This is a genomic window from Exiguobacterium sp. MH3 (assembly GCF_000496635.1).
Classification (GTDB): domain Bacteria; phylum Bacillota; class Bacilli; order Exiguobacteriales; family Exiguobacteriaceae; genus Exiguobacterium_A; species Exiguobacterium_A indicum.
Map to the genome: position 1 here is coordinate 1118212 of NC_022794.1, position 20328 is coordinate 1138539.

Genomic DNA, 20328 nt, shown 5'->3' on the forward strand with positions numbered 1-20328 from the left:
CTATTTTTTAGAAAGAGAACTAATCTAAAATGTGAGACTATTTCAAATAATCATAGGATTTAAAAAAGGGGGGAGACTTGAATGGGAGTCTTCAGGAAACTCGGTTGGTTTTTCCGGCGAGAATGGAAAGCGTATAGTCTTGGGGTCGTCAGTTTGATTTTTGTAGCGGCGTTAGAGTTGATTCCGCCAAAAATCATCGGGACGACGGTCAACGGTCTGAGTGAGGGAAGCTTGACGAAAGATGATTTGATTCGTCTCGCAGGTACGTTGTTGCTCATCGGGGTCGCGACATATATCATTCGTTATTTTTGGCGCTTTTATATCTTTGGAGCATCGATTCGTCTCGGTCGATTATTGCGCAGCCAACTGTATGGACATTTTTCAGATTTGGATCAATCGTTCTATAAGAAATATCGGAGCGGGGACTTGATGGCGCATGCGACGAACGACGTACAGGCGGTATCGATGACAGCAGGTGCCGGTATTCTCACGCTCGTCGACTCGGTGACGATGGGGAGCTTTGTCATCATCACGATGGTCACGACGATCAGTTGGAAATTGACGCTCGTATCACTTCTACCGATGCCGCTGATGGTCTACTTGACGTCACGCTACGGGAAAATGTTACATTCGCGTTTTCACGACGCGCAGGAAGCATTCTCCGATTTGAATGACAAGGTCGCGGAAAGTATTAGTGGTGTCCGCGTCTTAAAAGCAACAGGGGAAGTGGAATCAGACGTGCAGACGTTTACGGATCTATCGGATGACGTCGTCCAAAAGAACCGTCGTGTCGCAAAAATCGATGCATTATTTGATCCGACGATTTTTGGATTAGTCGGTCTATCGTACATCATCGCTGTCGGATATGGTGCATATCTGTTACAACAAGGTGAAATCCGAATTGGTGACATCGTCTCATTCACTACATATCTTGGTTTATTGACATGGCCAATGCTTGCCTTCGGTTGGTTGTTCAACATTGTCGAACGTGGTCGTGCTTCCTACGATCGGATCGAGCGAATGCTTGCGATCGAACCGGAAATTAAAGATGCGAAAGAAGCAGCAACAAGTGTTTCCTCACCTGAACTCCACGTTGGGATTGAGCGTTTCATCTATGATACGCAACCGGTCTTACAAGACATCGATGTGACGTTGAAGCCCGGTAAATCGCTCGGAATCGTCGGGAAGACAGGTGCTGGGAAATCGACGTTCGTTCGCTTATTGTCTCGCGAATACGACGTCAAACAAGGCGCCATCACGATTGGTGGACGAGACATCAAACAATTGACGCGTGACACCGTCCGTCGTCAAGTGGCGATCGTTCCACAGGATCATTTCTTATTCTCCGCGTCGATTGCTGATAATATTGCCTTTGCAAAACCGGATGCATCAATGGAAGACATCATGGAAGCAGCTCGGATCGCAGCGGTTCATGATGATATTCTTGGATTTAAGGAAGGGTATGCGACGATGGTCGGGGAGCGTGGGGTGACGTTATCCGGCGGTCAAAAACAACGGATCTCGATTGCCCGGGCATTACTAGCAGACTGTCCGATTTTAGTGCTCGATGATGCCTTATCTGCGGTTGATGCCAAAACTGAGGAAGCGATCATCCACCACTTCCGCACGGCGGATCACGATCAGGCACAAATCATCGTTGCTCATCGCCTGTCGGCTGTGTCACATACCGATGAGATCATCGTCCTTGAAGACGGTCGGATCATCGAGCGAGGCACACATGAGCAGTTACTCGCTCATGACGGTTGGTATAAAGAGACGTACGATCGTCAGCAACTAGAATCACTCGTCGAACAAGGAGGGCGTTCTAATGAATCATGATATCAATGAAAAAGCCGTCCTGAAACGATTACTTGATTTCGTCAAACCGTTCAAAAAACAGGTCAGTATCGCCTTCATCCTGCTGTTCATTACGACAGCGGCAAAACTCGGGGGACCGTATCTCGTCAAGATTTTCATTGATGAATACGTCGCACCGGGTACATATCCCGTACAGGAAGTCGCACTTTTGTTTACAGCGTACTTGTTACTGCATACGACAGGGATCATCGTCGATTACTTACAGGCGTTCGAATTCCAAAAGATTGCCTTGCAAGTCATTCAACGCTTACGGATTGATGTGTTCCGGCACGTCATGCACTTACGGCTTGCCTATTTTGACCGGACGCCTGCTGGAGTGCTCGTGTCCCGGATCACGAACGATACGGAAGCGATCAAGGAGCTCTACATCGGTGTCCTGTCGACATTCGTGCAAAGCGGCGTTCAGTTGATTGGAACATATATCTTCCTCTATCTGCTAGAGCCGCGACTCGCGACGATTGCGTTACTATTGTTACCGCTGTTTTATTTCATCATTTGGATTTACCGGAAGTATTCGACGAAGTATTACGCGGAAGTCCGCGATTTACTATCGAAAATCAATGCCCAACTGAACGAATCCATCAACGGGATGGCAATCATCCAACAATTCCGCCAAGAAAAACGCTTAATGGCAGAGTTCGAGGAGACGAACGTCGCCCACCAAAATGGACGTTATAAGAACTTGAAGCTCGATAGTTGGTTACTGCGACCCATCATTGAATTGTTACTGGCGGTTTCGATCGCAACACTCGTAACATATTTCGGTGTCCTATCGTTCTCGCAAACGGTCCAAGTCGGTGTCGTCTATGCCTTCATCAGCTACATGGAGCGGATTTTCCAACCGGTTCAGCAAATCATGCAACGGTTGTCCGAGTTCCAACAAGCTGTCGTCTCAGCAGACCGTGTGTTCAAGGTCCTCGATACGGATGAGCCGGAACCAACGAAACAACTCGAAGGAGATGCACGAGTATCGGAAGGACATATCGTCTTTGAAGACGTGCGCTTTAGTTATGACGGAGAGAAAGATGTCTTGAAAGGAATTTCGTTCGAGGCGAAAAAAGGACAGACGATTGCCCTCGTTGGTCATACGGGAAGTGGAAAAAGTTCAATCATCAATATCTTGATGCGCTTTTACGCATACCAATCGGGTCGGATTTTGATCGATGGTCAACCGCTTGAGCAGTTATCAGAAGAAGAACTACGACAGCATGTCGGACTCGTGTTGCAGGATTCATTCTTGTTCACGGGAACGGTCGCGGACAACATTCGATTATTCGATAGTTCGATTTCCTTTGATCGTGTCGAAGCAGCTGCTAAATTCGTACAAGCGGACGGATTCATCAATCAACTGGATCATCAATATGACAGTCCCGTTGCGGAACGGGGGGCGACGTTCTCAGCTGGGGAACGTCAGTTAATCTCCTTCGCACGCACGATGGCGCGGGATCCGAAAATCCTGATCCTTGATGAAGCGACGAGTTCGATCGATACGGAGACAGAGGAGAAAGTGCAAGTCGCACTTGAACGGATGCGTCAAGGGCGGACGACGATTGCTATTGCCCACCGTCTATCGACAATTCAAGATGCAGATTTGATTCTTGTATTGCATCAAGGGGAAGTGATCGAGCAAGGAAATCACCAAGAATTGATCGCACAAGATGGTCTGTATAAGAAGATGTATCAGTTGCAATCCGGTCATGTTACGGTTTCTTAAAAAAATAGACAAAAAAAGCCTGCCAGGCGATCTCGCCCGGCAGGTTGTTTGTTTTGATTAGTAGACTGTAACTGTAACGTTTTGGCGTCCCCAGTTGAGTGCTTCTTGTTGTGAACCAACGAGAAGGTCAAGTTTGTTACCTTGGATTGCGCCACCACGGTCGAGTACGATTGCTTCACCAATGCCTTCGATGTGCATACGTGTACCGATTGGGTATTGTGAAGAAGCTGCTACGATACGCATACCATTGTACGTGATCGTATTTGTAACGTCATAACCGCTTGCTGTCAACGCACGACCGTTGTAGAGTTGGCTACCGTTGTTAGATGGGTCGTTCGTGTAAGCACTGACGTTCATCGTCACTTTCGTACCTGATTTTGCAGGTGTTGATTGTTTTGTTGCAGTAGCTGGTTTAGCTGCTGCTTTTGGTGCTGGCTTCGCAGCAGGTTGTGCTTTTGCTGCTGGTGCTTTCGATACGCCAGCGAGTGAAGTATAGTCGCTGTGTACGTAGCGCGTTTTACCATCGATTGTTGTTTTGATCCATGCACCAACTTTACCTTCTACGTTGACTTTTTCGCCTTTGTAGAGGTTACCGACATCTTTCGAGCTTGTCGTTGGTTGTGTGCGGACGTTTAGTACTGCCGTAGTAACTGTCGCTTTTTTAAAGTCGAATGAGCCTGCTGCAGACGTATACGCACCATGGACATAACGTTTTTGACCGTTAACTGTTGTTTTGATCCATGCGCCAGAACGTCCTTCGACATTTAATGTTTGACCTTTATATACATTGCCTACGTCTGCTGATGCAGTTGTAGGTGCTGTGCGTACGTTGAGTACTGGTGTATTTACTGTTACCGTTTCTGAGGCAGCCTCTGTCTCTTGGGCAAATCCTACTGATAGAGCTGTTGCTGCAAGACCGGCAGCGAAAACTGCTTTTTTCATTATTGATGTCCTCCTGACATATGCTGTGTTTACTGTTCCTACTTTACACGGCAAATCTGACCTGTGCGTTTACAGGTCAATGTCATTCGAGTTACAAACCGAGCTTTTGTGACAACAAGATTGCAAAAGGACGGTTTTTGTCATCGATAGGACATACTGATTATGAAAAACGGACGTTTATAGGTATTTTGGCTTACTGAATATAAAAAATTCGCACAATTCAACAGAAAAAAGCCTTAAAGATAGAAAGTGTTGAATCCTTCTATCGTCTGATGATGAAAAAGTGAAACGGATGATACGTAGATCAATACTTGACGATCGTCGTCACGCCGAACGCTGTCAGGTAAGAACGATGATACAATTCCTGCATCCAATCGTTAGCGGAAAGTTGAAACGTGCCGTGAATCGTTTGGTACGTTCGCTGGCGAATATTGATTTCGATTGGTTCTAGTAGCGGAGTGGACGGTAGATGGTCATGCATGCTGTCATTTTGATTTTCGATATAGAGCAGCTCGAGGACATCTCCTTCTTCCATATAACGCTGTAGATAAATTATGAACTCCCACTGATCGGCACCATCGATCGTAGACAAGTAAGGTATCGTGAATTGTCCTCGCTTCAATGAGACGTATTTCAACCGCTTCGACTTCATGTACGTATAATTGAGGGAGATCGTCAGGTATATAAAGGGGACGAGAGCTAGAAATGAATGTAAGAGCGGACGTCAAGCACCCCATCAGAAATAAGAAGCCATAAAAAAGTCAGCATTCGCACTCGAATGCTGACCAAATCGCGCATTAAGATAAGAGCGGTTCGTTCGAACCGTGAATGGTGTAGTTTTGGACTGTCCGTGAATATTCTAAAAGCAGGACATCAAGTTCATGGCTAAGTTGTAGAACACGCGGGGAGGTGAAGCTGGACTGGTCAGCTTGATGATATAGTTCGCTACGTTTGGCTTCGATGGCTAACGTCAATAGTTGTTGTGTCGTCATAGCAGTCTCCCTTACATTGGTGTCGTATCCATATTCTAGCAAGTCCATTTACGAGGTGCAATGAGATTTCAGTAAAATCGATGAAATGTAATTTTTTTGTAATTTTGGCGGACACGAATCTTTTGCAACTTTCTGTGAGATAATAGGTGCTAAATGCAGAGGAGTTTGGCAAAATAGAGGAGGAACTTCTTCTATAGTAGTAAAGAAAGGGGATGCTCATATGGAGCTCTCATTATGGTTAGCGTTTGGAGCAGGATTATTATCTTTCGTCTCTCCATGTACGCTACCACTGTATCCTGTGTTTCTCTCATACATCACAGGCGTGTCGGTAACGGATTTAAAAGAACGGGGCGTACGAGAAAAGCGATCCTTGTTTCATACGTTAGCGTTCCTCGTTGGTTTTGCGATGGTATTCGTTGTACTCGGTTTATCTACATCGTTGTTCGCAGATGTCTTTATCACATATCGAGATACGTTACGGATGGTTGGGGCACTCGTCATCTTCGTATTTGGGATTGTTCTCGTCGGATTATGGCAACCAACATTCTTGATGCGTGAAAAGAAACTGAATCTCGGGGAACGAAAAGGAGGATACGTCGGGACGGTACTCGTCGGAATCGGTTTTGCAGCCGGTTGGACACCGTGTACAGGTCCGATTCTCGCAGGAGTCATCGGATTAGCTGCGACCAATCCGAGTCAAGGCATGTTCTACATGCTCGCGTATGTCCTTGGCTTCTCGATTCCGTTCTTATTGATGGCGTTCTTCGTCGGTCGTTCGCGCTTGTTCGTGCAGTATAGTCTGAAATTAACGAAATTCGGGGGAGCCTTGATGATGGTGTTCGGAGTCATGCTGTATTTTGATGGCTTGAGTAAATTCGCAGCATGGATGAGTGACATCGTCGGATTCACTGGATTTTAATCAAGGAAGTGATCGGATGATTTGGATATCAACTGGGGTAGCGCTCGTCATGGGATTGCTGATCAGCTTCATTCGTGTGAAGGCATCAGCAAAACCGACGAATGCTAAAAAAATCTTGATCCCGCCCTTTGCGATGTCGACGGGGATGCTACAGTTTTTATACCCAGCATCCCGTCTGACATGGACGGAGGTAGCAGAAGCATTGCTCGTTGGAGCCATCTTCAGTATCTTTTTGATCAAGACATCCAATTTTTATGAAGCGGAAGGGCAAATTTATTTGCAACGTTCGAAAGCATTTTTCATCGTCTTATTCGGCATCTTACTCGTTCGGACGGTTGCGAAATTTTTCATCGGCGGACAGATCGATATCTTCGAAACGGGTGGGATTTTTTATCTCGTTGCCTTCGGAATGATTGCACCGTGGCGCTTCGCGATGTATATGAAATACAAACGAGTCAAGTCGGGCATCGTGCCGGTTGCGCACTTACCTCACTAAAAAAACCGCTGAAGGCGACTTCGGCGGTTTTTCGTGCATCCTTCAATTTTGGAAGTATAATGCGTAGTCTCGCCAGTCGATGGCGTGCTCCGTTAGTGCTTTTTTCAAGAATTTATGATCGCGTTTCGGTGTCGCAGAAATATATCCTTTGACGACCAGTTCGGATGTCATCTCTGTCGCCCGTTCTTCAAGTGCGAACTGTCCGATCCGCCCGGCAATCTTGCGGCGTGCGACATCACGAAATGCCGATGGAACCGGCATGACGAGAGCGTTCAACAATTCCATCGTCTCATCCGTCCAAAGATGTCGTGTTTGGTCGATGTACTCATCTTCCCAGTCCATCATCGATTTACCGTCTTCTTTCGGTAACTTCTTGAGGAACTTCCGGAACATGAAAAACCCGCCAATTGCCATGAGTGTGATCATGATAAAGCCCCAGAGCAGAATCCCGTTCATGAACCATTCCATGCGCGACTCATCCCCCTTTCACATCAAATATAGATTAGCATAAATCAGGTGGACGTGCTATGATGAATGACGGAGAAAGTGAGGCGAAAGAATGCTGCAACCATACGTACAATTGGACGAGACCGGACAGCCCCGTAAAGGTGTTTTACCTGAAACAGCGGACGGTCGGATCGTTGAATTCTATTATGATACGAAGGGTGAAGAGATCACGGTGATCTTCGTCACCGTTCCGGCAGAAGATGCGAGCCGGAAGCGTGCGTTTACGGTCGGGAAAACGTTCAAGACGGTTTCGACACTCGAAGACTTCACGTTACTTCACTATGAATGGGCAAATGACCAGATTTTTGCGACACTTGAGATGTTCGCGGATGGGTCGAAACGTCAAATCGACGCTTCGAGATTGCTCGACTATTAAAAAAGAAGGAGATGCGGATTGCCGCGTCTCCTTCTTTTGATATTCAAGAAATATGAAGTCGGATGACCTCGTCATGCAGTTCCACCTGACCACCAATCGGGAACGTGAACAAAGGACTCGTATGTCCGAAGTCGACATTCGCAAGAACCGGTACGTGCTCTAGGAATGGATAGAGTGAGATCAGATATCGCAGATGCTCTTCCGTCATCTTCGTTGTGAGTTGGAAGCGTCCAAAGACGATCCCACGAATCGTTTCCGCACCTGGTTGTGCCATCAAAGAGGCGAAATCACGGGCGAACGTCGCTGGATGGACTTCGTAATCATCTTCAAGGAATAAAATCGTATCCCGTAAATCAGGGAAGTGCGGTGTGCCTTGCAGGAGATTTAACGTACAAAGATTCCCACCGAGCAGTCGACCGCTTGCTTGCCCATTGGATAAAAGAATCGGTCCTTTGTTTGGTAACGTAATGATATGTCCACGATCGGTATCACGCCAATGGACTGAAGGCTTGATCGTAACGGGTTCTGTTCCGAACAACACTTGCTTGAAGTAATCGATCGTATAAGCATCGCGATCACGGAAAGCCCGTAACATCGGTCCGGAGTAAGTGATTAATCCAGTGTTCGTTAGAATGGCGTGACTGAGTGCTGTGATATCGGAGAAGCCACACAGGATTTTCGGATGTGTCCGAATCAATTCGTAGTCGAGTAAGTCGACAAGTTCATTCGTGCTGAACCCACCGCGAACGCACAGGATCGCATCAACGTTCGGATCAGCGAACGCGGCATGGAGGTCTGCGACGCGTAATTCAGGATCACTGGAACCGAACGGATTGACGGCACGCGCATGTTGACTGATCGAGACACGTAATCCAAGCGATTCGAGCGTTTGGATCGCACCATCGATGATCTTCATCTCGACCGTTGAGAGGCTAGAAGCGGGTGCGATTAAGCGGACATGAGAACCATCCGTCAACTTCTTTGGCGTTAACGTCGGCAGGTGGGCAGCGATGATCTCTAAACGGTTACCGAATGGATCGATTGTGAAGAAACGACGACGTGGCGCAAGGCGTGTGTCATGCTCAACCGGATAACCGGCAGCTTGAAGAGAATCGCTCAACGCTTCGAACGCAGCGACGGTTAATCCAGGATGCGCTTTTTTAGCAGGGGAGAAGGGATCCTCGATGCCGAGATGAAGTGCTGCACCATGTTCTTCGAACCAGACACCACCACTGGCTTGAACACCAGTCGGTTTTTCGACTTCCTTCATATGTAAAAGCCCGGCATAAAATGCACGGGCGCGATCTTCTTCGTTTTTCGGCATAGCGAGCTGGACATGATCTAACATGAAGACACTTCCTTTACGAATTAGATTCAGGCAACGAACTGAGTGATCCGTTTCAGTTCACGTTCGACGAGGTTCAAGTAGAAGACACCTTCGATCCGGCGATCGAGAGATTGTGCGATCTCATAGAGATTCGTCCGAAGCGCTGCGAGATACGACGCTTCCTCACCAAGAGATTGACGATGGGCGAACGCATAGTGAGCGAGTAAGAACTGAAGATACCCACGATCAGTCAAGAATGGAATCAATTGTTTTTTCTCTTCCATCGACCAGGTATAGTTCGTATCGTAATACATCTTCGCATATAGGTGGTACGGCTCGTCGCCACCTGTAAAGAGGGTTTCACCCCGTTTGACTTCTTCGATCAAGCGTTCACTCCAATCGAAGCGTTCTTTTTTGCGACTAAGGAACAACGGTAGGATGTATGGATGTGCCTGATCCGGCATCCGTGAACAACCCCGTTCATGCCGAAGTGCTGCATAAAGTAACAAGGCACGATCTTCGAAGCCACGTTCGATCGCATACGTCATCCGGCTAAATGCTTCGCAGGATGGGCAATCACTAAGTTCGTCACTTGGCGCGTCAACCCATTCCGATAGATAATGATCGGCTTGTTCCTCGTCACCGAGTTTGCTATAGACCATGAAGCTGATATAGTCGCGCGTCCGAATAAAGCCATGCGCGTCACAGAAATCGATGAAGCGATCGAGATCTTCTTCGAGAAGCGAGACCGTCACGTCTTCTTGTTCTGCCATATAGATCAAGTAGGACTTGTAGTTCCAGTACAAATCAAGTTCTTGTTTTGGAGTCAGTGTCATCTCATCTTTTCGGATCCATTCCATCAAGAGCGTGAAGGACACAAGAAACGATCGGAAGTGTCCTAAATCAAATTGATTTTGTGAAAATGTCCATAAGGAGAGGAAGCGGAGTGAATCATCAGCTGTTTCCTCAAAGATGGCCCATAAGGCCTCACCGCGTGCAACGGAGGGTTCTTCTTCCTTTAAACGAAGATATAAGAGATGGAGTTCTTCTTGAGGGTTCATCTGTACCCCTCCTTTCTTATATAAGTATACCACGAGCGTTTTGAGAAATCGCAATTGAGCGAGGACGGAATAAAAAAAGATTCCGAACCCGCTCAATCGCGGTTCGGAATCATTTCAAGTATTTGTGGATGAGTTTCAGCTGTCGGATGTAGCAAATCATGTACTGTGTAACCATTGAGTACTTGATGGAACGCCGCAATGGCATCATCGAAAGCATCACGTGCTGGATTGAGCGAAGGAATCTCGTGAATGCCTTCTTGCGGATCGAGAAAATGAACGGTTGGTTCAAACAGTTGTACGACGTCACCGATATGAATTGCATCCGGAGGGCTCGCTAATCGAAAACCACCTCCACGACCACGGACAGATTCAATCAGACCACTCTGTCCTAAACGATAGACTACTTTCATCAAATGATTCTTAGAAATGTCGTAACAATCCGCTACTTCCTGGATTCGGACTAAACGATCGGGATGAGCTGCTGCGAACAGCAGGGACCGAATCGCGTAATCCGTATAACGTGTCATGCGCATTTTCATCACCTACTTAACACACATACTAGGGGGGGACGCAAGCATTTACAACTTTTAATGTGCAAAAAATAAGATGCATTTTAGAGATTGTTTTTGAGAGTGGATTCACGCATAATGGACGGTGAAAGGTAGGTTAAATTATGCATTTCGATCAGGCATTACACCTTTTGCAACAGCTCGGTCCATCGATGGAGCAAAAGGGATTGCGGATCGCGACGCGCTTCTATGACTCGCTCGAGGCGACGTACGAAGAAGAATTGCGCGCGCTTCGAGAAGCAGGAGCTCAGGACGGAACTCGCGCATTACGGATTTTACGCCTGAGTCAATTACTGAACCAGATTACCAACCAGCACGAATCGAGTGAACTGTTTAAATTGATTTTGCTGAATGAAATCGATCAGACGAAATCGTTTCTGCTGACGTACCCGGACATCATCAGTCGTGAAATTCTTCAAGCTATTCAAATCGAATATGACCTTAAAGAAGATGCACCTTTACTTCAAGCATGGGCAATTGTTCACCATCAACTCGTCGATACGTGCCGCCATTTTTGTAAATACCGTCATGCTGAAAATTGGCGTCAACAAGATATTTTGTTGATCGCAGAAGAACATCATCTCGGAGCCGTCATCGATGAAGCCAGGCACGCGCTCTTGAGTGGTCGAAAAACGACATTGTTACATGTCTCAGCTGAGGAACTGGCAGAACGAATGTTAGCGAATGTCGTATCCTTGACGACGAAAGGGATGGTCGTTCATCACATTCGTCAAGAAGGATGGGAACAACAGATGCACGAATTCTTGACGATGATCACGGCGAATGATCCGATTGTCTTCGTCAGTGGATCGACGAATTTCATTGAAGAAATCCAGCAACGACTTGATCCGCTACCGGTCCTGTTCGGTCCGTTCGTAGCGGCAAATCAATTACCCTCTTAACGAGAAAAGCGATGTGTAACGCTCTGACAAAAGTCGGAGCATGACACATCGCTTTTTTAAGCTGATTTCGTTAAGCGTTTCGCGCGTTGAATCGATCGGTCTAGTGCGAGATAGACCCCACCTGATACACAGCAGAGCAGTCCGACGAATCCGAGCGCAAAGTCACCTTTTCCGGTATCAAGGAATAACGATCCGAGAAGCGGTGCGGTGACGCCGCCAATCAACCACTGGAGACTCGCAGCACCGTTATACGTTCCGCGGAGGTGTTCTGGGGCGATCAAAGCGATGAACGTCATCTGGACAGGTGACATGATCATCTCACCAAGCGTATAGAACGCATAAATCGCAAGCAATACCGTTACGAGCACGACATAACTCGTTCCGAGTGAGAACAGGTAGGACGGCACGAACGCGAGGAAAATCATACCGATGCCGAAAATCGATGCCCCGAGCAACATGACTTTTCCGAATGCTTTGCCGGACAAGCGAGCAGCAATCGGGAACTGGAACAAGACGACCATGATTCCGTTCAGAGCCATCAGATAAGGGAACGGATTTTGTTTCGTTGGTAATCCCGGTAGTGCTTCCTTCAAGAAGACCGGTAACATACTCTCGACGAGGGCAAATCCCATCGAGATGAAGACACCCGCCCCGATGAAGATTAAAAAGACATGATCCTTCCGCAATACAGTGAGCGGTGATACTTTGACTTCGTCCGTCTTTTCGATATACTCCGGTTTCGTCTCTTCGATGAAGAAGTAGAGAACGAGTCCGTACAGGAAAAAGACGAAAGCGGCAGAGTAGAAGATGAGTGAACGGTCAACGAACAGGACGGCACTTCCGAGAAGTGGACCGAATGCGGCCCCGACGTTATGCCCCATCCGGAGCAGACCGAACGATTCGTTCAGGCGTTCTGGTGGTGTGACGTCAGCGACCATCGCGCTTGCTGCTGGATGGAACAGTGAACTGGATAAACCGAGTAGCGCGTTCAACGCGAGAAGCGGTCCGAATGAATCAGCGAACGAAAAACCGATTAAAGCAATGACGTCACCGATGATCGAGAGGACCATCAGTGGTTTTCGACCGAATTTATCGGCGAAGTGACCACCGAGAACGGCGCCGACGAGCGACATGATCGGTCCGGTCGCCATGATGACACCGACCAAGAAGTAGGAATCGAGTCGATCCGCATAATAAAGAACTAAAAATGGTGCAATCATGAACATCATGATCCCCGTGATCGTTTCCCCGACGAACCGGATCCAGATGTTGCGATCAAGCTGTTTGAGTGCGTTAAACATAGTAAAAACCCCTTATATTCCGTTTTTAGACAATAGAAAAGACGGATACGCACAAATATGGGCATACCCGTCCTAATATAAGAGGGCAGCATGTACGTATACGCATACGCACACCCTGCTTAATTAAAAATTAAACGATTGGGTGACGTACAGTTGTAGCCGATACAAAGACAGTGTGGACAGATGTCCGGGCTTGATGGAATACCATTGTACGTCTCCTCCTTCTGTAATAGTGAACTTCCTAGTCATCGTAAAGAAGATCGTGATGAATTGTCAACATTTAATCTGAAAATTAAGTCAATGAAGTGAAATGGACGAGACCTTGAAAATTCGGTATGATAGACTAGTTGCGAAAAAGATTGATCGGACTTTTGAATATATCGGTGAAAGGAACTACCATACATGACAAACATTCTACAAACGGAAGTCGAAAAGCGTCGGATTTTCGGCATCATTTCCCACCCGGATGCGGGTAAGACGACATTAACTGAAAAATTCCTCCTGCATGGAGGCGCAATCCGTGAGGCAGGTTCTGTCAAGGCACGGAAAAACTCGAAATTTGCGAAATCGGACTGGATGGAAATCGAAAAACAACGCGGAATCTCCGTTACGTCTTCGGTCATGCAATTCGAATACAACAAAAAGATCGTCTCGATCATGGATACACCGGGTCACTCGGACTTCGGTGAAGATACGTACCGGATCCTCACAGCGGTTGACTCAGCGATCATGGTCATCGATGCGGCGAAAGGAATCGAGTCGCAAACGAAGAAACTGTTCCAAGTCTGTCGGATGCGCGGAATTCCAATCTTTACGTTCATCAACAAGATGGACCGTCAAGCGCGTGACCCGCTCGAATTGATGGAAGAACTCGAAGAAGTCCTCGGCATCCCGTCGGTTGCTGTGACGTGGCCAGCTGGTTCGGGTCAACAGTTCGAAGGGGTCTATGACCGTGTCAAAGGACAATTCCATTGTTTCAAGAACGATCGTAAGTCGATCGAACTCGGTGAGGAAGGTCTCGCGAACGAAGAACTCGCGACGACGATCAACTCGGAAATGTATGAGACGTTGATGGATGAAGTCGACTTACTCGACGGCGCAGGTAACGAATATGATGAAGAATTGATCGCAAAAGGTGAACTGACTCCAGTCTTCTTCGGATCAGCACTCGTCGATTTTGGTGTCACACCACTTCTTGAACATTACTTGAACTTGTCTCCTTCACCGACACCACGCGAGTCGAACAAAGGGAAAGTCGAGCCGGCACAAGACTTCTTCAGCGGTTTCGTCTTCAAGATTCAAGCGAACATGAACCCGAACCACCGTGACCGGATCGCGTTTGTCCGTATTTGTACGGGTAAATTTGATCGTGGAATGGACGTCGTCCTGACACGGACAGGCAAGAAGATGAAGTTATCTCAATCGACACAATTCATGGCGGATGAGCGGGAAACGGTCAATGAAGCGTTCGCAGGAGACGTCATCGGGTTGTACGATTCAGGCAACTATCAAATCGGTGATACGATCACGAACGGTGATCCATCATTGCAATATGAAGCACTACCAACGTTCGCACCAGAACTCTTCTTGAAGGTCTACACGAAAAACGCCTTGAAGTCGAAACAGTTCCAAAAAGGTGTCGAACAGCTCGCGCAAGAAGGTGCGATCCAGGTCTACAAGACGGAATACAACGAAATCATCCTCGGAGCAATCGGACAACTCCAATTCGAAGTCTTCGAGCACCGGCTCAAAGGCGAGTATGGCGTTGACATCTTGAAGGATGCCGCGAACTTCCAAGTCGCGAAATGGATCAAGCCAGCTGAAGTCACTGCCGTCAAACAATTGACGGATTCACGGACGGTTCTCGTCTACGACCGTTGGGAAAATGCTGTTCTATTATTTGCGAATGATTTCGTTTACGAGCGATTCGTTCAGAAGAACGAAGGAACGATCACATTGGTCGATTCACCGCAACAACTCTAAGTTTTTGACGGACTACTTTTCGAAGTGGTCCGTTTTTTCGTTCCTGAAATCTCGTTTGATGGCAAGCGAACAAGGGTAAAAACAGAGCGAGTTTGAATTCATATGAAAAAGGAAGGTGTCATGTGATGGCGAAACGGTTTGTTGGAATCTATCAGGATCAATCGAGTCTGGAACGAAAAATCGAGGAATTGAAACAACAGGGGCATCATGATTCGGATTTTTCTGTCGTCGGTCGAGATGACGCGGCAGACGAAGCATCGGGTGCAAGTTGGATTGATCAGGTCAAATCAAAATTTTCTAAAGAACCACCGCTCCGCGAGACATTAAAACGTGTCGGACATTCGGACGATGAGGCAGAACGGCATTACGCAGAAGTCGAGCGTGGCGGTCTTGCATTGTTCGTCAAGGATCGAGATCTCGATCATGACCACGACCATGAGCACCATCATCACCATGACCATGATCATGACCATCGACACGATGATAACAAGGTCGAAAATCCGGGGAACAATGCCTATGAATCCAATCACCGCGGGGACGGTGAGAAGAGCGACCGGGCGAAGTGGAAAGCGGACGATCTCGACTAATACCTAAAAGTGAAGGCGCCGCTTGCGGTGGACTTCACTTTTTTTCATATCTGGAGGCGTAGGGCGAGATGTGTGAGGAATCGAGGTGCTATACTGAGAGCATCGAAGAGGTGATAAGACATGAAAAAAATAGTGACAGCTTTAGCAGGAATTGGTCTTGCCAGTGCTTGGTTCATTAACCGGTACCCAGTTTTCGGGAAACGACCAAGCCGTGCAGAGCGGCTGAGTTTCGAACGATCAGATCGTTTTGTCGACGGGAAGTTCAAAAATGAGATGGATTTCCAGTTGAAGATGGAATGGGACTCGATGAAAAGTATCTTAAAGGATTACGGAAGAAACATTCCGAATCTGCGTCCTGTCAAAGCGTTACCGACGCTTCCGTATCAGCGACGTCAAGACGATAGTGAAACACCACGTGTCACATGGTTCGGACATTCGGCATTTTTACTCGAACTCGATGGGCAAACGATTTTCTTTGACCCGATGCTCGGGCGCGCACCATCACCGTTCCCGAAACTGGGCGGAGGACGTTTTCAAACGACGCAGAAGGTTGATCTCGAACGTCTACCGTTGATTGATGTCGTCGTCTATTCGCATGATCATTATGATCATCTCGATTATCCATCCGTCCTCGCCTTGAAAAATCGAGTCGGTCGCTTCATCGTGCCGCTCGGTGTCGGAAGTCGTCTCCGTGGATGGGGCGTCTCGGCTGAGCGAATCACGGAACTCGACTGGCATGAATCGACACAAGTCGGTGGCATCAAACTGACAGCGGCTCCTTCGCGCCATTATTCAGGACGAAATGGTCTTGATCAATTTTCAACGCTATGGGCGTCATGGGTCATCGAAGGCTCGCAAAAGGTCTTCTTTAGTGGCGATAGTGGATATGGTCCACACTTCAAAGCAATCGGCGAACAATATGGTCCGTTTGATTTGACGATGATGGAATGTGGACAGTACGATGTCCGGTGGTCCAATTCGCATATGTTACCGGAACAAACAGTTCAAGCTCATCGAGATGTCAAAGGTCGCGTCCTGATGCCGATTCACTGGTCTGCCTTCATCCTCGCTTTTCATGCCTGGTTCGAACCGGTCGAACGGTTGCTCAAGGAAGCGAAACGCGATGAGATTCCGGTTCTGACACCAATGATCGGGGAGAGTGTGACACCCGAGAGCACGACACGAAAATGGTGGCGGGAAGTGCGTTGAGTAAAATAACTTTTTGATTTTAATTGAATGAAATGAGAAAAAAGTAGCCTTATCGAATCACATCGAAAAGGCTACTTTTTTAGGTGAATAAACAGACGAAATGTTCATCCTCGACCCTTACAGGAAAGCGAGGATGATGCCATCGTCCGGTCGTACAATACCATTTAGCTCGCCAATTGATCCGCTTGTTTCGCGCGACGAGAACGAACTTTTTCGATGATTTCGAAACCGAGCACAAGCATCGTTCCGACGAGTAATCCGTTACTGAGGAACGGACGAAGCGTCAAAGGCAGGACTTCCGCGATGACGGTCGATTGCAACAAGATACTGATGCCGATGACGGCACTGATCGCAAACGCATGGCGGCGGCGACTGTTCTCCATGTTACTTTCCGCAGACTGCCAGGCAATCAGGAACATGTGCGGCAATGTCGCAAGCAACGCGGCACTCGCAACGCTACGCGGTAATGTCGCGATGATCCCGATCAAGCTTGGGAAGAAACCGATCAGTGCGATGACGAGCGAGGCAATCAAGAACGGGCGACGTTTCCGGCTTCCCGTTTGCGCGATGAATCCGCTCGTGATGGGTAATGGCACCGGGACAAGCGTCGAGAATGTAGCAGCGAGTAAATGAATGACACCTTCGATGGATAATCCTTGGTGCAGACGTCCTTGTTTTTGAAGCGTCGCTTCGACGGCGCTTAAAGCGGCAATTAAATTGACGACGAGCAAGATCGCGAACGGAATCGCGACAAGGAATGCACTGCCGTCAAACTGTGGCCATCCGAACGGTAGCGCTTGCGGTGGTGCGAACAAACTAGATGATGCAGGAAGCGACGGACGGCTGACGAGCCAACCGACGATGATTCCGATCATCAAGGCAAACGGACGTAAGCGACTCGGTCCAAATTGGCTGAGTCCGAGCACGAGCAAGAACGTGACGATTCCGGCGAGGCGTGTTGCCTCGACGGCGAGAACGGCACCGAGCATAACACCTGTCAATTGAATACATAATAAGAGCAAAAACGTTCCGCTGACGAGCGGTGTAAAGACGGGTAATAAGTACTTCGTCCATCCTGTCAAACCGAGAATGATGAGGACGACGCCGGCAATGACGACGGCTGCCATCGCGATTGTAAAGGCAGTTTTTGAATCGACCGGTAGTGCGGCGATGACGACGAAGATGCTGACCCATGATCCGGCAGGTCCCGATACGATCGGAAGCCGGTGGCCGAAGGCTCCGTGTAGGAAACAGGCAATCCCGCCTACAAAGAACGACCGTTGGACAAGGGAAGCAGTCTCAACTGATGAGAGGTCGAACAGACTGGCGACGACGATTGGTAAAGCAATCGTGTTCGCGAGTAAAAAGACGATCCACTGGAAGGTAGAAGTCGTTTGTTTCATGAAAAAGCTCCTTTCTTAAACTTCAGATATTCCTGCATCATAGCATATGATTGATGTTATGATTCATATATCTTTATACATGAAAACATATGAAAGAGATGATGAATATGGATTTACGCCAGTACCGCTATTTTTGTGCGGTCGTCGAGGAACAATCCGTCACGCGGGCAGCGGAGCGCTTACGGATGGCGCAACCTGCCTTGACGCAGCAAATTCGGCGGATGGAAGAAGAGCTAGGCGTTCGTCTGATTGAGCGGGCAGGACGCGGGATCCGGATTACCCCGAGCGGCAACCGCTTATATGAACGAGCGGTTTCTTTGCTGCAGTTCGAGCAGGAGACACGGATGGAAGTGAGCGACATCGAAGCCGGACGAACGGGAATCTTGCGCATTGGTGTGAACACTTTATCAGCCAGTCGGCTCGTCGAATGGATTGAACAGATGAAACGACGACATCCTGGCATTATCTTACAAGTCCATCAAGGAGAATCGAGTGCGCTCATCGAACGGTTGAAAGAGCGGTCGCTTGATGCGGCGTTCGTCCGTCTGCCGATTGATGCGCAAGGGATTTCGATTGAATGGATGGAAGAAGAACCGTTTCATCAAGTCTGGCACCCCGATCATCCGACTGCGGATCTCATCATTCCGAGTCAGGAAGGACTCGGTGTCTTTCAGACGTTAAGTCAACGGCTCGGCGTCGTATCGCAAGAGACGTGTTCCGATGTTTTGACGCTGATCGGACTTGTCCGCAGTGGACAGGCGGTGACTGTATTGCCGGAGAGTACGTTGCGGGAACTGGATATGACAGGACTGCACCAGACATACCTATCCGGTGCAGCAAGTACGACAGCCTTCGTCTGGTTGACGGAGACGGGACCGACGACACTGACGAAACAATTCATTGAAATCATGAAAGAAACAGCAGATTGATCAACTGACAGGAAAGAAAGGATAGATCGTATGAAAACGATTCAAGGCACGTATGGAGAAGCAAAGATTTTCACGGATAACGTCGACGACCTGACGATTAAGCAAGTCACAGCTATGTTAGAGGAACAATTTGCGACAGACAGTCGCGTCCGGATCATGCCAGATTGCCATGCTGGAAAAGGATCTGTCATCGGAACGACGATGCATGTGACGGACGAGGTCGTACCGAATCTCGTTGGTGTCGATATCGGTTGCGGCATGTTATGTACACGACTTGCTGAACAAGAACCAATCGATTATGCGAAACTTGACGCGACGATTCAGCGTCTCGTTCCAAGTGGCATGTCGGTACGTCAGCAAGCTCATCCATTGTCCGAACAGGTACCGTTTGATCAAGTACTTGCACCGTTTAATGAGACACGGGCACGATTATCGATTGGTACGCTTGGTGGAGGGAATCATTTCATCGAACTGAACCAGGATGCAGCAGGACAGCGCTATCTCGTCATTCATTCTGGTAGTCGCAATCTTGGGAAGACGATTGCCGAACATTATCAAGCAGAGGCAGAAACTGCACGCTTCCAATTTGACGCTGACCAAGTCATCGCCGAATTAAAACAACAAGGGCGCGAGTCGGATATACAGACGACCTTACAGCAATTGAAGGAAAAACGGTCTACGTTTAACAAAGATTTAGCATCTGTTTCCGGCGAAGCGATGGAGCGTTATCTCCATGATCTTAAGATCGCTCAACGATACGCAGCATTGAACCGTCAGGCGATGACCGAGGTCATTTTCGAGGCGATGGGATGGACGGTAGCGGATCAATTCGATACGATCCACAACTACATCGATCTTGACGCGATGATTCTACGAAAAGGTGCCATCTCTGCAAAAGCCGGCGAGCGGGCAATCATTCCGATGAACATGCGTGATGGTTCCTTGATCGTCGTAGGAAAAGGAAATCCCGATTGGAACTATTCCGCGCCACACGGAGCAGGACGAATCATGTCGCGGTCAAAAGCATTCAAAACAGTTGAACTGGATGCGTTCGAAAAGACGATGACCGATGTCTGGTCAAGTTCAGTCGTCGCATCGACGCGTGACGAGTCGCCGTTCGTCTACAAGCCGATGGACGAAATCATCCGTAATACGAAAGAAACGGTCGATGTCGTCGAGATCATTAAACCGCTGTACAATTTTAAGGCGAAATGATGGAAGGTTATTATCAAT

20 protein-coding genes are annotated in these 20328 nt (G+C 48.0%); 11 read left to right on the forward strand and 9 right to left on the reverse strand.

Annotation, left to right across the window (positions count from 1 at the left end):
• Window positions 1-81 precede the first annotated feature (81 nt).
• Window positions 82-1839, forward strand: coding sequence for an ABC transporter transmembrane domain-containing protein (locus tag U719_RS05620; protein WP_023467775.1), 1758 nt, complete (start codon window positions 82-84; stop codon window positions 1837-1839).
• Window positions 1829-3592, forward strand: coding sequence for an ABC transporter ATP-binding protein (locus tag U719_RS05625; protein WP_023467776.1), 1764 nt, complete (start codon window positions 1829-1831; stop codon window positions 3590-3592). Before U719_RS05620 ends, U719_RS05625 begins: the two co-directional genes overlap by 11 nt.
• A gap of 57 nt (window positions 3593-3649) precedes the next feature.
• Here U719_RS05625 and U719_RS05630 read toward each other — a convergent pair whose 3' ends face one another.
• From U719_RS05630 to U719_RS05640, 3 genes are all read right to left on the reverse strand, one after another.
• Window positions 3650-4534, reverse strand: a complete 885-nt coding sequence (locus U719_RS05630; RefSeq protein ID WP_023467777.1) for an SH3 domain-containing protein — start codon at window positions 4532-4534, stop codon at window positions 3650-3652.
• 304 nt (window positions 4535-4838) lie between these two features.
• A complete protein-coding gene (locus U719_RS05635; protein WP_156357181.1) occupies window positions 4839-5126 on the reverse strand; it encodes a hypothetical protein in 288 nt (95 codons plus the stop codon).
• Between the two features lie 205 nt (window positions 5127-5331).
• On the reverse strand, window positions 5332-5526 hold the full coding sequence (locus tag U719_RS05640; protein WP_023467779.1) for an aspartyl-phosphate phosphatase Spo0E family protein: 195 nt from the start codon (window positions 5524-5526) through the stop codon (window positions 5332-5334).
• A 220-nt stretch (window positions 5527-5746) separates the two neighbouring features.
• On the opposite strand from U719_RS05640, the gene U719_RS05645 reads away from it, so the two are divergent.
• Both U719_RS05645 and U719_RS05650 read left to right on the forward strand, forming a co-directional pair.
• Window positions 5747-6445, forward strand: a complete 699-nt coding sequence (locus tag U719_RS05645; RefSeq protein ID WP_023467780.1) for a cytochrome c biogenesis CcdA family protein — start codon at window positions 5747-5749, stop codon at window positions 6443-6445.
• Window positions 6446-6461: 16 nt separating this feature from the next.
• Window positions 6462-6941 (forward strand): CcdC family protein, encoded by a 480-nt coding sequence (locus U719_RS05650; RefSeq protein WP_023467781.1) that lies wholly within the window; start codon window positions 6462-6464, stop codon window positions 6939-6941.
• Between the two features lie 42 nt (window positions 6942-6983).
• On the opposite strand, the gene U719_RS05655 is transcribed toward U719_RS05650, so the two are convergent.
• A complete protein-coding gene (locus U719_RS05655; protein WP_023467782.1) occupies window positions 6984-7409 on the reverse strand; it encodes a DUF2621 family protein in 426 nt (141 codons plus the stop codon).
• 91 nt (window positions 7410-7500) lie between these two features.
• Here U719_RS05655 and U719_RS05660 point away from each other — a divergent pair, with 91 nt between their 5' ends.
• Window positions 7501-7824, forward strand: coding sequence for a hypothetical protein (locus U719_RS05660; protein WP_023467783.1), 324 nt, complete (start codon window positions 7501-7503; stop codon window positions 7822-7824).
• Between the two features lie 43 nt (window positions 7825-7867).
• Here the strand turns inward: U719_RS05660 and U719_RS05665 are convergent, their stop codons facing one another.
• The 3 genes from U719_RS05665 to U719_RS05675 all read right to left on the reverse strand — a co-directional run bounded on the left by U719_RS05665 (window position 7868) and on the right by U719_RS05675 (window position 10739).
• Entirely contained in the window at window positions 7868-9172 is a 1305-nt protein-coding gene (locus U719_RS05665; protein ID WP_023467784.1) for an LD-carboxypeptidase, read from the reverse strand.
• Between the two features lie 26 nt (window positions 9173-9198).
• Window positions 9199-10212: a hypothetical protein gene (locus U719_RS05670; protein ID WP_023467785.1), complete on the reverse strand. Its 1014-nt coding sequence runs from the start codon at window positions 10210-10212 to the stop codon at window positions 9199-9201.
• A gap of 92 nt (window positions 10213-10304) precedes the next feature.
• Entirely contained in the window at window positions 10305-10739 is a 435-nt protein-coding gene (locus tag U719_RS05675) for an Rrf2 family transcriptional regulator (RefSeq protein WP_231681780.1), read from the reverse strand.
• Window positions 10740-10885: 146 nt separating this feature from the next.
• On the opposite strand from U719_RS05675, the gene U719_RS05680 reads away from it, so the two are divergent.
• Window positions 10886-11683: a hypothetical protein gene (locus U719_RS05680; RefSeq protein ID WP_023467787.1), complete on the forward strand. Its 798-nt coding sequence runs from the start codon at window positions 10886-10888 to the stop codon at window positions 11681-11683.
• Between the two features lie 56 nt (window positions 11684-11739).
• Here U719_RS05680 and U719_RS05685 read toward each other — a convergent pair whose 3' ends face one another.
• Window positions 11740-12984 (reverse strand): MFS transporter, encoded by a 1245-nt coding sequence (locus tag U719_RS05685; RefSeq protein ID WP_023467788.1) that lies wholly within the window; start codon window positions 12982-12984, stop codon window positions 11740-11742.
• Window positions 12985-13386: 402 nt separating this feature from the next.
• Here U719_RS05685 and U719_RS05690 point away from each other — a divergent pair, with 402 nt between their 5' ends.
• The 3 genes from U719_RS05690 (at window position 13387) to U719_RS05700 (ending at window position 16763) form a co-directional block, all read left to right on the forward strand.
• Window positions 13387-14967, forward strand: a complete 1581-nt coding sequence (locus U719_RS05690) for a peptide chain release factor 3 (RefSeq protein WP_023467789.1) — start codon at window positions 13387-13389, stop codon at window positions 14965-14967.
• A 125-nt stretch (window positions 14968-15092) separates the two neighbouring features.
• Window positions 15093-15554 (forward strand): general stress protein, encoded by a 462-nt coding sequence (locus U719_RS05695; protein ID WP_023467790.1) that lies wholly within the window; start codon window positions 15093-15095, stop codon window positions 15552-15554.
• Window positions 15555-15674: 120 nt separating this feature from the next.
• Window positions 15675-16763, forward strand: a complete 1089-nt coding sequence (locus tag U719_RS05700; protein ID WP_023467791.1) for an MBL fold metallo-hydrolase — start codon at window positions 15675-15677, stop codon at window positions 16761-16763.
• Between the two features lie 164 nt (window positions 16764-16927).
• Here U719_RS05700 and U719_RS05705 read toward each other — a convergent pair whose 3' ends face one another.
• Window positions 16928-18166 carry a purine/pyrimidine permease gene (locus U719_RS05705; protein WP_023467792.1) on the reverse strand — a complete coding sequence of 413 codons (1239 nt, stop codon included), beginning with the start codon at window positions 18164-18166 and terminating at the stop codon, window positions 16928-16930.
• A 107-nt stretch (window positions 18167-18273) separates the two neighbouring features.
• On the opposite strand from U719_RS05705, the gene U719_RS05710 reads away from it, so the two are divergent.
• Together U719_RS05710 and U719_RS05715 are read left to right on the forward strand one after the other, a co-directional pair.
• Complete coding sequence (locus U719_RS05710; RefSeq protein ID WP_023467793.1) at window positions 18274-19095, forward strand: LysR family transcriptional regulator; 822 nt, start codon at window positions 18274-18276, stop codon at window positions 19093-19095.
• Between the two features lie 30 nt (window positions 19096-19125).
• Window positions 19126-20310 (forward strand): RNA-splicing ligase RtcB, encoded by a 1185-nt coding sequence (locus U719_RS05715; protein ID WP_023467794.1) that lies wholly within the window; start codon window positions 19126-19128, stop codon window positions 20308-20310.
• Window positions 20311-20328: the final 18 nt, after the last annotated feature.

Coding starts and splice junctions, on each gene's coding strand:
- U719_RS05620 (WP_023467775.1), top strand. CDS start 82: ATGGGAGTCTTCAGGAAACTCGGTTGGTTTTTCCGGCGAGAATGGAAA.
- U719_RS05625 (WP_023467776.1), top strand. CDS start 1,829: ATGAATCATGATATCAATGAAAAAGCCGTCCTGAAACGATTACTTGAT.
- U719_RS05630 (WP_023467777.1), bottom strand. CDS start 4,534: ATGAAAAAAGCAGTTTTCGCTGCCGGTCTTGCAGCAACAGCTCTATCA.
- U719_RS05640 (WP_023467779.1), bottom strand. CDS start 5,526: ATGACGACACAACAACTATTGACGTTAGCCATCGAAGCCAAACGTAGC.
- U719_RS05645 (WP_023467780.1), top strand. CDS start 5,747: ATGGAGCTCTCATTATGGTTAGCGTTTGGAGCAGGATTATTATCTTTC.
- U719_RS05650 (WP_023467781.1), top strand. CDS start 6,462: ATGATTTGGATATCAACTGGGGTAGCGCTCGTCATGGGATTGCTGATC.
- U719_RS05655 (WP_023467782.1), bottom strand. CDS start 7,409: ATGGAATGGTTCATGAACGGGATTCTGCTCTGGGGCTTTATCATGATC.
- U719_RS05660 (WP_023467783.1), top strand. CDS start 7,501: ATGCTGCAACCATACGTACAATTGGACGAGACCGGACAGCCCCGTAAA.
- U719_RS05665 (WP_023467784.1), bottom strand. CDS start 9,172: ATGTTAGATCATGTCCAGCTCGCTATGCCGAAAAACGAAGAAGATCGC.
- U719_RS05670 (WP_023467785.1), bottom strand. CDS start 10,212: ATGAACCCTCAAGAAGAACTCCATCTCTTATATCTTCGTTTAAAGGAA.
- U719_RS05675 (WP_231681780.1), bottom strand. CDS start 10,739: ATGACACGTTATACGGATTACGCGATTCGGTCCCTGCTGTTCGCAGCA.
- U719_RS05680 (WP_023467787.1), top strand. CDS start 10,886: ATGCATTTCGATCAGGCATTACACCTTTTGCAACAGCTCGGTCCATCG.
- U719_RS05685 (WP_023467788.1), bottom strand. CDS start 12,984: ATGTTTAACGCACTCAAACAGCTTGATCGCAACATCTGGATCCGGTTC.
- U719_RS05690 (WP_023467789.1), top strand. CDS start 13,387: ATGACAAACATTCTACAAACGGAAGTCGAAAAGCGTCGGATTTTCGGC.
- U719_RS05695 (WP_023467790.1), top strand. CDS start 15,093: ATGGCGAAACGGTTTGTTGGAATCTATCAGGATCAATCGAGTCTGGAA.
- U719_RS05700 (WP_023467791.1), top strand. CDS start 15,675: ATGAAAAAAATAGTGACAGCTTTAGCAGGAATTGGTCTTGCCAGTGCT.
- U719_RS05705 (WP_023467792.1), bottom strand. CDS start 18,166: ATGAAACAAACGACTTCTACCTTCCAGTGGATCGTCTTTTTACTCGCG.
- U719_RS05710 (WP_023467793.1), top strand. CDS start 18,274: ATGGATTTACGCCAGTACCGCTATTTTTGTGCGGTCGTCGAGGAACAA.
- U719_RS05715 (WP_023467794.1), top strand. CDS start 19,126: ATGAAAACGATTCAAGGCACGTATGGAGAAGCAAAGATTTTCACGGAT.